Consider the following 11,623-nt stretch of genomic DNA (forward strand, 5'->3'; position numbering starts at 1 on the left):
ATGTGAGGAGTGAGGGAAAATGGCAGATCCATTTGGCTTTCTAAAATACCCGAAAAAAGATAATCCCTATCGTGAAGTGAAAGAGCGAATTCATGATTGGAATGAATTACAAATCCCTCTTCCTGAAGAGGAAAGACAAGAACAAGCTGCGCGATGTATGAACTGTGGAATTCCATTCTGTCATACCGGTTCATTTTTTGGTGGCCAACGAGCAGTTTCTGGTTGTCCGAATGATAATTTAATTCCCGAGTGGAATGATTTAGTTTATAAAGGTCGTTATAAAGCAGCATTTGAGCGTCTGGCACGAACGAACCCATTGCCAGAAATGACTGGTCGTGTTTGTCCAGCACCATGTGAAAAAGGCTGTACCGAAGCCTTAAATGGTTCAGGAGTAGCCATTCATGATAATGAGCGCTTTATCATTGATACGGCTTTTGAAAATGATTGGGTAAGAGAATCTGGCTTACCGACTGAAAATCAAACAGGCTTTAAAGTTGCGGTAGTTGGAAGTGGGCCTGCTGGTTTATCAGCAGCTTGGCGTCTGAATCAATTGGGACATCAAGTAACAGTTTACGAACGTAGCGATCGCTTCGGTGGCTTGTTGATGTATGGAATTCCTAATATGAAATTAGACAAAAACATTGTTCAAAGACGAATTGATTTAATGCAGGATTTGGGTATTGAATTTATTGCGAATACTGAAATTGGTAGAGACATTTCTCCAGAAGAATTACAAGAAGAGTATGATCGAATTATTTTAGCGACAGGTGCCAGCGTACCTAGAGATTTAAAAATCCCTGGTCGTGAACTTGGAGGCGTTAAATTTGCGGTGGATTATTTGACAGAAGTCACTAAAGATGTCTTGAAATATGGTAAAAAAGCGACAAGTCGTAAATTAGAAGGTAAACACGTAATTGTTATTGGTGGTGGTGATACTGGGAATGACTGTATTGGTTCAGCTATTCGTCAAGGAGCAGCATCTGTCAGACAGTTAGAAATTACGCCAGAATTACCAGGTCAACGTGCAGCTACAAATCCTTGGCCAGAATACCCAATGACAAGTCGTAAAGGGTATGGACAAGAAGAAGCGGAATATCTATTTAAAGAACCATTGACAACTTTTTCAACTTCTACGAGTGCCTTTATCGGTGCAGAGCGTGGACAATTGATTGGAATTGAAACAGTTAAAGTAGATAACAACTTCCAACCGATTGAAGGAACAGAAAACGTAATGAAAGCTGACTTAGTTTTACTAGCGATGGGCTTTTTAGGAGCTGAAACTTCTTTATTCGATTCTTTTGGTATCGATGAAATTTACGGTGATTATACAACAAATAATGAACAAATTATGGTTGCCGGTGATGCACGAAGAGGACCAAGTTTAGTTATTTGGGGTATTCGTGAAGGTCGTTTATCTGCAGAAAAAGTTGATGAATCTTTACGAGCGTTAAGTTATCAATAAAATAATGAGAGGGAACTGTATAAAAAGTTCCTTCTCATTTTTTGTGTTTGTTAGCATTCAATTTAGAGGATTCATTCTTTAAAATAGCAAAAACACTGGAGCATCGCTTTAACAGAGGATGCTCCAGTATTTTATTTTGGTTCTATTTCAAATTTTATCTGAATGCCACTAGGATCTGTAATCCAAAGATTTGCTTCTGAATCTTTATCAAAATTCAGTGATTTTTCTTTCCAATGCATTTCAATGCGGTCTAATTCTAATTGGTCAGCAACAAAGAATGAATAATAATCCAAACCTAAATCATTTGCTGACATTGCAGGCAGGTGACGTCCAGTCCAAGTATTTGCTCCGACATGATGGTGATACGTACCTGTTGCTAGAAATTTTGCTTGAGAACCGAAATCTAACTTAAGGGAGAGGCCTAAGCTTTCTGTGTAAAACTTGTCCGTCTGATTTAAATCAGACGCTTTTAAATGGACGTGACCAACTTTGGTTCCTTCTGGAAATCCTTGCCACGTTCCAGTTGCAGACTGTGCCACCCCGTTAGCATCCATTTCATTGGTAACCCCAACGATTTCTCCATCATCACGAATATCCCACATATCCATTGGTTTGTCACGATAGACTTCAATCCCATTGCCTTCAGGATCAGTTAGATACAAGGCTTCGCTGTATCCGTGATCACTGGCTCCAGACAGAGGAGCATTAACTGTTAGATAATGGATCAAAGCATCTCCCAGGGATGGTCGATCTGGCAATAAGAATGCCACGTGATACAAACCTGTTTGACGTGTGATAGGTAGAGGATGATCTACTTGATTGAGAATTAGTAAAGGTTGTCCGGTTGTGACACCTAAAACTGTTTGTTGAGAATTTTTTTGTAAAATAGTTAAACCAATGACCTCTTGATAGAAGTGTGTCATTTTTTCTAAATTCGCAACTTTTAAAGCGACTGTCCCTGGGTGAGTAGTTGCTGCTAGCTGAAATTCAGGAAATTTACTTGCCATAAAAAACACCGTCCTTTTTGTCCTAAATTGAATTAACGAATGGATTTTAATGCACTACTCCACGAAATTAATTGACTAAGCAGCTCTTGTAATTCTGCTTCATGGAAACTTGCTGGGTTAAACACAGACATATTTTCGAAATCAGTCATTAATGAAAAGTTGACGTTTCGTTGAGTAGAAGCTAGTCCTTGTTCAGCAACGATGACACGTAAGTTTTCGATTGAACGAGCCGCACCTAAACCGCCATAACCAACAAAAGCGACGGCTTTATCTTTAAATTCAGGTTTTAAGAAATCTAATGCATTTTTGAAAGTACCCGCCACGCCATGGTTGTATTCAGCAGTGATGAAAATATAACCGTCAAATGAAGCGATTTTCTTAGACCAATTTTGAATAGCCTCTGCTTGTTCTGCTGTAGGTATTTTACCTAAAAAAGGTAAATCATAGTTTTTTAAGTCGACTAACTCAAAATGAACTTCTTCTTGATTACTAAATTCAATTGCTTTTTCTGTCGTCCATGTTGCCACAGCCAAACCATTTCTTTCTTCGCGAACGCTACCTAGAATGATACCAATTTTTAACATATAGGACACCTCTTTATCTATTTTTTGTTATTTACATTCTTTAGTATACATTCTTACTTTTTGTAAGTAAAAGAAAATGCTCAGAATGAAGATTGCTATTTAATGAATCGATGACTAGGCATTTTGAGTAGTCTGAGCGATCATTCAAGCATCCAATTTTATTCTATATTTATTTTTTATTTAATTTGCAAACAATATCAAAAAAGAAGCTGCCTCAATTTGAGACAACTTCATTTTTTTTAGTATAGATTCGATTAAATAACCAGAACAACAACATACATCCTACAAAGAGGTAAGTACCCGCTACAAATCCTTGTGGCAAGTAAGTAAGAGTGACCTCGTGCGTCCCTTCAGGAATCGTTAAACTAATAAGTGAATCTTGGAAAGAGGTAATTGGTACTTCTTTACCATCGATTTTTGCTGTCCAACCTTCGTCATAAGGAATTGTCGTCACTAATTCTTGTGTGGTCTCTGTCGTAATGGTGGCGGTAGCGCTACGCTTACCGGTCACAAGAGGAACGCTCTTTTCTTGAATGGTGTCCATCATACGTTGATAGGCTTCGGTATTTAAAGTAACCACTTGTGGATTTTGGAAAGAAATAGATTCTGTTCCGTAAAAACTAGTTGAAAATTCTAAAGTCGTGGCATCTTTGTAATAGCCTAAATCGTAATATTGTCCATTAATATTAATTTGCGTTTTTCTTTGTTCACCATTCACTGAAACAGTAACGGTTGAACTTTTTAATTGGCCAAAATTCGTTGGATACAAGCTAAGATAGGCTTGGGAATTTGCTGGAATATGCACCGACCAGGTAATATCCTTAGCGATGTTTGGCTCTTCTTCTTCAAAGGTTGTATGATTACCGACATTTTTAATGGTTGTATTTTTTAGCTCAATATCATGGATCGATTGAAATTGATAAAATTGTTCTTCCAAGCCAGAAAGTCCATTCATTAAATTCGTTTGGCTACCAAGATTATCGTTTTGGTATTGTTCGATTTCGTGAATACTTGCATCAGCTAAGAAACCTAAAGGTAAAGCATTTTGGTTTTCGTAGAGTAAAAAATCTCCAGAAGCATCAATTTCTTCAAAACCATATTTGTTGATTGATTGTTTAGCAAGATTATATTTGATTCCTACAAAACTATCCATTAATATCGTGTTGTTCGGATAACGAATATTTAAGTTTGTTCCTCGCGAACGAAAGCCTAGTTGATTTAGATAGCTAGAAGAGTGTCGATTTCGAATAGAAGAAAACATTCCGACACCACTATAGCCAAAGTTAATACTATCATTTGCAGATACTGGATCGAGATTTTCTAGACGATAAAATGAATCATTGGCTTCTTTGGTTGTATCCACCAAGTTGCGAATATCTTTGTGAGGTTTTGTGTACAAACTACGGGAAGCATAATTCCAGTCATCTAAAATCCCACGAATCATCCCATTTGTATTTAAGGTCATTTCTAGTGAAACGAAAAGTAATAAAAACAAAGCAAAACGTTTTTGAGTAAATAGACCTCGTTGATAGAAAGTAAAAATTAAACTATAAACAATCAAAAATGTAATCGTTAAAATAAAGGATAACAAGGAGACGTATTCGTAACTTTCTCCAGGAATTAAACCATAGGCGATGCAAAACATCCCAATCCACAAGCAAAGAATAGCGAGTGTTTTCCCGCGATCTCGAGGTTTAAATTGCTCCCAACCATAGCCAGCTAACATAACAATCAAGAATGACAGTAAGTAGGCATAACGGAATAAAAACATATTCGGTGCGTGCATACCATGCCAGAATAAATTAAGTGGCACAATATAGAAACTGGCGATTAAAATAACGAAAATTCCTGCATAAGCAAGTTTTGATTTCAAGGAGATTGATTTAGTTAAAAAGTAAAGTGTACAAAAAACCAAAGGCAGTAAGCCAACGAAAATAAAAGGAATCGAACCATATTTGGTGGTATCGTAAACACCAATCATATTTTTTATGAAAAAGTCTAAATAATCGGTGGCAGCTGTTTTAAATTTAGTGATTTCGGTCAAAGCTTCTCCATTGGTCTGTAAATCTAGAACCGCAGGTAAAATAATAATCATCGACGCTCCACCAGCAAGTAGCGAAGTGATTCCGTAGGGAAGAATGCTTTTTTTATAAACTTTCCAATGACTGAATAACTGGGCTAAGAAGTAAAGAACAGAAAACACACCAATCATAAAGCCCATATAAAAACTAGAAAAAAAGAGCATAAAATAACTAACAAATAGTAGTTTAGGTTTTTTTAGTTGTAATAAGCGGTCAATGCCCCAAATCACTAAAGGAAGATAGATGAAGGCATCTAACCACATAATTAATTCAGAATGAGCAGTGACAAAAGACATCAAGGCATAAGACACAGCTAAGGTGACTTGGTGCCAAGGATGAATCTTAAAGGTGTGTTTGGCATAAAACCAAAAAGCCAAGCCAATACTTCCAATTTTAATCAATGTGATGAAATATAAAGCATCTGGCATCCACTGATTTGGAAAGAACACAACCAAGGGTGTAAAAAATCCACCTAAATAATAAGAAATTATGGAAAGATAATTCAATCCTAATGAAGCATTCCAGGTATAAAAAATACTTTGTTTCCCTAACAACACATTACGAAAACTCGCATGGAAATTAGAAAATTGAGAAAAAGCATCACTGGCTAAAACACTGCGACTACTGCCAGGAAAAACGCCAATCGTTAAATAAATAAATACCATAATACCAAATGGGATAAAAAAGCTAGCTAACAGATAGGCTTTATTTTTTTGATAAAAATCTTTTGCTGCCGTCAAGAAAAGGCCTCCTCGTCTAGATAAAAATACTGCATTAAGTGTACCATAGAAAAGTAAAAGAGATGTAATAGAAAATGAGATTCAGATGATTCTTAAAAAAGAGGTTTTTTTATCAAAAGAAGTGAGTAAATACCCGAAAAGTGTTGTATATATAATGAAGAGGAGGGGGAAAAGTGGATCACGAATGGATGGAAAGAATTAGAAAAAGAGAAGAAACAGCTTTGCAAGCAGTTATACGCTCAGGTTAAGAAAACATCTTGCTAGACGAGCTATTGCCACTAGGTTCTAGTGGCTGGATTGAAACGCCTTATACTGATTTAAAAGATGTGGCTTTTTTAAAGATAAATAATCAAAAAATTTGGATATTCAGAAACTAAAAAAATACCGGACAAAAGCATCCGCTCCCATCCGGTATTTTCTATTTGTCTCGTAAAGCTAATGGTTTATCTAAGATTTCTTTGTAAATCATCGCATCTACAAGATGATTTTTTTTGAATGAAACAGCAGCTTTTTTGTCAACGGTTTTAATTGGAGCCATGATTCGTTTCTTGGGTCGTATCTCCCGAGGACGCATTTCTTGTGAAGCAGCTGTAACATCTTGTTGTTGTTTTCGAGCGGCTTGCTCTGCTTGTAATCTTTGTTTGGTGCATTCTTGTTGCAATCGCTGTTCCATTGATAATTGATTTCTTTGAGGAGTTCTTGTTTGGGTAGGAGTAGTCCGTTTAGCTGTATCTTCCTGATAAGCTTGTTGGAATTCTTCCTTGACTTGCTCTAAGAAACCTTTTCCTTGAACAGGTGCATTTCTCCGTTGTGCTTGCTGTGTATTCCGTCGTTGCCCAACTTGAGGATTGTTACCTGTTCGTGTTTGATTTGGTGGCATTTGACGGGACGACCGCATAATATCACCACTTCTTCGTTGTTGCTCGTTTCTTTGATTACGTTGGTTTCGTCGAATACTAACCACAACTATAACAATGATAATCAGTGGAGCCAACGTAAAAATTAATTGAAGTAAAGCTCCTATTAGTATAAACATAACGATCACTCATTTTCTTTAGTAGGATTTGCCTGATCAGAAATAGATGATCTCATTTGTGTGTCAGCATCGATATTTTGCATTTTATAGTAATCCATCACGCCTAATTTTCCTGCACGCAAAGCTTCAGCCATAGCTAATGGTACTTGTGCTTCAGATTCTACAACTTTTGCTTGCATTCGTTGTACTTGTGCACGCATCTCTTGTTCTTCGGCAATCGCCATCGAACGACGCTCTTCGGCTTTGGCTTGAGCGATGTTTTTATCCGCTTCTGCTTGATCCGTTTGTAATTGGGCTCCGATATTACGACCGACATCAACATCTGCAATATCAATCGATAGAATTTCAAAGGCTGTTCCAGAATCTAAACCTTTGCTTAAAACAGTTTTCGAGATAGAATCTGGATTTTCTAATACGGCAGCATGTTTTTCAGAAGAACCTACAGTTGTAACGATCCCTTCACCAACACGAGCGATGATAGTGTCTTCACCGGCACCACCGACTAAACGTTCAATATTGGCACGAACAGTTACTTTAGCTTTTACAATAATTTCAATCCCGTTTTTAGCTACGGCTGCAATTTTAGGTGTTTCAATGACTTTTGGATTTACCGATACTTGAACAGCTTCGAAAACGTCACGACCAGCTAAATCAATCGCTGCTGCTTTTTCGAAAACTAAATCAATGTCCGCACGTTGAGAGGCAATTAACGCATCAATCACTCGATTGACATTTCCTCCCGCTAAATAGTGGGCTTCCAGTTCGTTTGTTGAAAGAACCAAGCCTGCTTTAGTTGCTTTGATCATTGGTTGAATAATTTTTGAAGGATTTACCCTTCTTAAACGCATTCCGATTAATGTACCAATTCCGACTTTAACGCCCGAGAAGTACGCTGTAATCCATAATCCTACTGGTACGAAGCGTAGGAATAAAGATAGAACAAAAAGAACAACGAATGCTAGAATGACTACGCCAATGATACTACCGTCTGATAAATAATAACCCATTACACATCACCTTCCATTTTATGTTTTCTTACTAAAATTTTAGAACCCTGAATTTTTTCGATGACGATTGGAGTACCTGATTTAATTAAATCTTCTCCACTCAATACATCATACAAAGGACTGTCAGCCCCTCCGAAAGTAGCTTTTCCTGAGGGTCTCAAGGGTGTTTTTGCTTCCCCGATAAGCCCAGGATATAAAATTACTTGATTTTCTTCACTAACTGCAATGTTATCGGTTGCTAAATTTGTATCTAAAACAAATTTAGAGAGACGACCCGCAGTATATCCGCTTTTGACTAAAAAGACGACAACTGCTGCGGAACTGATAATAGCCATACTCATATCTCGAATAGCTATAAATAAATTTCCCCCTGAGGTAAGATATAATCCTGCGAAGAGCAAGATGCCACCCAAAATTCCAATAAGACCAAAATCTGGAATTAGAAATTCAAAGACAATCAGTAAAATACCTAGTGTGAACAAAGCGAATGGAATCCAATCATCAATACCAAGAGCATTGAGATAGAAGTAGAAACTGACAAGAGCTACCAGTGTTCCAGTCTTTGTCCACGGACTTAATAAAGCACAAGTCAAGCCGATGAATCCAACTGCAAGTAATAAACCTTCCATAGAATAACCTCCTTTACTTTATTTGTCTTTCTATAACAATGATACCATCTTACGACAACATTGTCATACTACTAGAGCCGTATATTATCGGTATTTTTGTAAAAATCATAAAATATTAAGTTTAAAAGCCGTGGTTAATAAAATATTTTTGTAGTGATTATTCTTAGTTAAAAAGAAAAAACTCTAACTTAAAAGTTTTTCTTTCAAAGTTATTACTTTGGTAGGGATTTGTAAGACAGTACTAGTTTATATCGAATTCAAGATTTCCGAAAGTCTGAATAACTGAATGTAACTATTTGAAGTGTCTACAAAAAGTATGTATTCAACAAACTCATGCCAATTTTTGATGAATATATATGGTATAGTTGAATAAAATTGATTGAAGAATTTATAACGAAGTAAGATTTGAAATGAAGAGAAGTACCCAAATGAAAGAAAGTATGGTTGGGCTGACTAATAACCTATTTAAACTGGAGTTGTAAAAAATGATACTGAAAGTAATTGGAGGATAAAATGATTGCATTAACAGAAATTACCGAAGAAAATTTTTATCAGGTAATTCATTTAGAATTAACTGATGAACAGCAAAGTTTTGTTGCGCCAAATGTTCGCAGTCTAGCTGAATGTTATTTATATCGTAACAATAACGATGTCTTTCCTTATGCTATTTGTGCCAATGGTGTAGTAGTTGGCTTTGCTCTGCTAGATGTAGATGACGAGGAGCAATCAATAACAATTTGGCGAATCATGATTGACAAAAAACATCAAGGGAAAGGTTACGGTCGACAAGCTATGGAAAAAATTGAGCAACGTATTTGTTTAGAAAATAAATATACACATCTTTACACTAGTTATTCTTTAAAGAATGTTCAAGCCAAGGGACTGTATGAAAGCTTAGGTTACGAAGCCCAAGGATTAAATGACCACAATGAAATGGTTGTACTGAAGAAATTAATGTGAGTGTCATGTTAAACTACAAATAAAAAAATCAAAGGGACTGTAAGATAAGTAGAAACAAAAATATCCGAACAAAATAGAATGATTGCCCATCAAAGCAATCTTTTATTGTTCGAATATTTTACTGTTAAACAACTTATGTTACAGTCCGTTTTTCTTATTGATTTAAATAAAGTTCGATTCCTAGATTTTGTAAAACTTGATATTCTAATTCATCCAGCTGCCAGAACAAGAGGTTTTCATGACCGATAACACCTAACATATACTCATTTTTATTCATTCTAAAAAATGAAATATCTTCAAAAAAATTGGGTGCTTGCCAGTTGGTAAAATCATCTGTATACGACAGCAGGATAGAAAGTGTTTTGTGATTGAATTGATAAGTATAAATATCAACACTTCCCTCACTTGTTTCGTTTACGGACCATTCTGTTCCCTTTGTTTTACTTATGATAAATGGTTGGAGTTCATTCAGCGCTTGATTTAATGTATCGTCAGTTTGTTCATCTGATGAAATATCTGCTCGAATGACTGTTTTGAATCGGTCACACTTTTTGAGTACATAGCTCAATAATAATGGATATAAATTTTCTTTATTAAGTTCGGTTGTTATATATTTTTTCATTACGTTTCCACTCCTGTATCTATTGCTTTGCTTATAGGCGGTAATCGAACTTATAAATCCAAAATCATTTGATATTTTTAGAAAAGTTACAGTTATATGTATAGTAGAGTTCTCATTTTAGACAGAAAAAAACCGTTCGCTAGTCGAACGGTTGTCTTAGTCTGTGTGTTTATTAAACGCGCTCAACTTTTCCAGATTTCAAAGCACGAGCTGAAACCCAAACTTTTTTAGGTTTTCCGTCGATTAATACGCGAACTTTTTGTAGGTTAGGTTTAACTGTACGTTTTGAAGCATTCATCGCGTGAGAGCGGTTATTACCACTAGTTGTTTTACGACCAGTAAAGTAGCAAACTTTTGCCATTGTTTATTTCCTCCTTTGCCTTGGTAGTGGAGCATTGAAAATCGGCTCATACTAAATGAATTTATCATAAATTTGAAATGTTTGCAAGTATATTTTTCTCCATTTGTTGACTTTTTTATAAGAACATTGTAAATTATACAAGGTTATATAGCGAGAATTTCAACTACAGCATTCGAATGAGAGTGATCAAAACTTCCAGCCTGGCTGACCTAAAAAGACACTCATTGTAGGAGACCGATTTGAGCTTCTGGAGAATCTCAAATCTCTCGGCGTTCAAACGCATTGTAGGAAGTGGAAGTTCTTTACTTCCAACTATGCGTAATTCATCCTCGTCTTTATACTATGATGATTGTTTTTTCTCCCAGTCAGACTTCCAGTTTTTGCATAGTCTTTCTGTTAATCTTATAAATGATGAAATAGTTTGCTTGAAGAAGATATCTGTCGCTGGAAGAACAAATCGGAGAAAGTTCCTTGTCGTGTGTTAAAGAGCTGAATGAATTACGCTGACTTAGCGGGGTTAGCGCTTAGTCAGCGTTTGAAGGTCAGCAGCCTAAGAGACTCATAAGAGGCTCGTGGCGGTCTCACACAACAAGGGAAATTTGGAGCTTTGTTCTGGAAGCTTCCGCATCAAATGCCAATAGAAACAAATTTCCATCTTTCACAAAGCATTTAGTTGCGCACTTCTTTTATTTATAAGGTAGCTATGTTAGAATACTATAGAAGAAAATAGATGCATAGTCTGTTAAGGAGGCTTTATCATGGCTGTTAAAATTAAAACATCATCTGGTACAATTGAGATTTCAAATGAAGTAATTGCAACTGTCGTTGGCGGTGCAGCAACTGACGTGTTTGGAATTGTAGGGATGGCAAGTAAGAATCAAATCAAAGATAATATCAATGAAATCTTACGCAAAGAAAATTATTCTCGTGGCGTAGTCGTACGTCAAGAAGAAAACGGTATTGCAGTCGATGTATACACTATCGTCAGCTACGGAACAAAAATTTCCGAAGTTTCTCGCAATGTACAAGAAAAAGTAAAATATAATTTAGAAACAATGTTGGGTGTCGTAGCGAATTCAGTGAACGTTTTTGTTCAAGGTGTGCGTGTATTGCCTGATTAGGCTGACAATGCGC

General features: G+C 36.3%; 11 protein-coding genes. 3 read left to right on the forward strand and 8 right to left on the reverse strand.

Going from position 1 to position 11,623, the window contains the following annotated elements; genetic code table 11:
* Nucleotides 1–19: 19 nt before the first annotated feature.
* The gene (locus AC4BBX_RS10755; protein ID WP_490453818.1) at nt 20–1,462 is read left to right on the forward strand and encodes a glutamate synthase subunit beta; all 1,443 of its coding nucleotides are present in this window, start codon (nt 20–22) and stop codon (nt 1,460–1,462) included.
* A gap of 131 nt (nt 1,463–1,593) precedes the next feature.
* On the opposite strand, the gene AC4BBX_RS10760 is transcribed toward AC4BBX_RS10755, so the two are convergent.
* The 6 genes from AC4BBX_RS10760 to AC4BBX_RS10785 all read right to left on the reverse strand — a co-directional run bounded on the left by AC4BBX_RS10760 (nt 1,594) and on the right by AC4BBX_RS10785 (nt 8,546).
* Nucleotides 1,594–2,469 carry a VOC family protein gene (locus AC4BBX_RS10760; protein WP_490453819.1) on the reverse strand — a complete coding sequence of 292 codons (876 nt, stop codon included), beginning with the start codon at nt 2,467–2,469 and terminating at the stop codon, nt 1,594–1,596.
* 32 nt (nt 2,470–2,501) lie between these two features.
* Nucleotides 2,502–3,053, reverse strand: coding sequence for an NADPH-dependent FMN reductase (locus tag AC4BBX_RS10765; RefSeq protein WP_490453820.1), 552 nt, complete (start codon nt 3,051–3,053; stop codon nt 2,502–2,504).
* A gap of 214 nt (nt 3,054–3,267) precedes the next feature.
* The gene (locus tag AC4BBX_RS10770; RefSeq protein ID WP_490453821.1) at nt 3,268–5,874 is read right to left on the reverse strand and encodes a YfhO family protein; all 2,607 of its coding nucleotides are present in this window, start codon (nt 5,872–5,874) and stop codon (nt 3,268–3,270) included.
* A 418-nt stretch (nt 5,875–6,292) separates the two neighbouring features.
* Nucleotides 6,293–6,910, reverse strand: a complete 618-nt coding sequence (locus AC4BBX_RS10775) for a hypothetical protein (RefSeq protein WP_490453822.1) — start codon at nt 6,908–6,910, stop codon at nt 6,293–6,295.
* Nucleotides 6,911–6,915: 5 nt separating this feature from the next.
* Nucleotides 6,916–7,917 (reverse strand): flotillin-like protein FloA, encoded by a 1,002-nt coding sequence (gene floA / locus AC4BBX_RS10780; protein ID WP_490453823.1) that lies wholly within the window; start codon nt 7,915–7,917, stop codon nt 6,916–6,918.
* Nucleotides 7,917–8,546, reverse strand: a complete 630-nt coding sequence (locus AC4BBX_RS10785) for an NfeD family protein (RefSeq protein WP_490453824.1) — start codon at nt 8,544–8,546, stop codon at nt 7,917–7,919. The genes floA and AC4BBX_RS10785 overlap by 1 nt, the downstream gene beginning before the upstream one ends.
* A 513-nt stretch (nt 8,547–9,059) precedes the next feature.
* On the opposite strand from AC4BBX_RS10785, the gene AC4BBX_RS10790 reads away from it, so the two are divergent.
* Complete coding sequence (locus tag AC4BBX_RS10790; RefSeq protein WP_490453825.1) at nt 9,060–9,506, forward strand: GNAT family N-acetyltransferase; 447 nt, start codon at nt 9,060–9,062, stop codon at nt 9,504–9,506.
* Nucleotides 9,507–9,660: 154 nt separating this feature from the next.
* Here AC4BBX_RS10790 and AC4BBX_RS10795 read toward each other — a convergent pair whose 3' ends face one another.
* Nucleotides 9,661–10,128 (reverse strand): hypothetical protein, encoded by a 468-nt coding sequence (locus AC4BBX_RS10795; RefSeq protein ID WP_490453826.1) that lies wholly within the window; start codon nt 10,126–10,128, stop codon nt 9,661–9,663.
* A 172-nt stretch (nt 10,129–10,300) separates the two neighbouring features.
* Entirely contained in the window at nt 10,301–10,489 is a 189-nt protein-coding gene (rpmB, locus tag AC4BBX_RS10800) for a 50S ribosomal protein L28 (RefSeq protein ID WP_490453827.1), read from the reverse strand.
* 758 nt (nt 10,490–11,247) lie between these two features.
* Here rpmB and AC4BBX_RS10805 point away from each other — a divergent pair.
* Entirely contained in the window at nt 11,248–11,610 is a 363-nt protein-coding gene (locus AC4BBX_RS10805; protein ID WP_490453828.1) for an Asp23/Gls24 family envelope stress response protein, read from the forward strand.
* Nucleotides 11,611–11,623 lie beyond the last annotated feature (13 nt).

Source organism: Enterococcus sp. AMC1157, from assembly GCF_058216555.1.

Coding starts and splice junctions, on each gene's coding strand:
- AC4BBX_RS10785 (WP_490453824.1), bottom strand. CDS start 8,546: ATGGAAGGTTTATTACTTGCAGTTGGATTCATCGGCTTGACTTGTGCT.
- AC4BBX_RS10775 (WP_490453822.1), bottom strand. CDS start 6,910: ATGTTTATACTAATAGGAGCTTTACTTCAATTAATTTTTACGTTGGCT.
- floA (WP_490453823.1), bottom strand. CDS start 7,917: ATGGGTTATTATTTATCAGACGGTAGTATCATTGGCGTAGTCATTCTA.
- AC4BBX_RS10790 (WP_490453825.1), top strand. CDS start 9,060: ATGATTGCATTAACAGAAATTACCGAAGAAAATTTTTATCAGGTAATT.
- rpmB (WP_490453827.1), bottom strand. CDS start 10,489: ATGGCAAAAGTTTGCTACTTTACTGGTCGTAAAACAACTAGTGGTAAT.
- AC4BBX_RS10765 (WP_490453820.1), bottom strand. CDS start 3,053: ATGTTAAAAATTGGTATCATTCTAGGTAGCGTTCGCGAAGAAAGAAAT.
- AC4BBX_RS10760 (WP_490453819.1), bottom strand. CDS start 2,469: ATGGCAAGTAAATTTCCTGAATTTCAGCTAGCAGCAACTACTCACCCA.
- AC4BBX_RS10795 (WP_490453826.1), bottom strand. CDS start 10,128: ATGAAAAAATATATAACAACCGAACTTAATAAAGAAAATTTATATCCA.
- AC4BBX_RS10805 (WP_490453828.1), top strand. CDS start 11,248: ATGGCTGTTAAAATTAAAACATCATCTGGTACAATTGAGATTTCAAAT.
- AC4BBX_RS10755 (WP_490453818.1), top strand. CDS start 20: ATGGCAGATCCATTTGGCTTTCTAAAATACCCGAAAAAAGATAATCCC.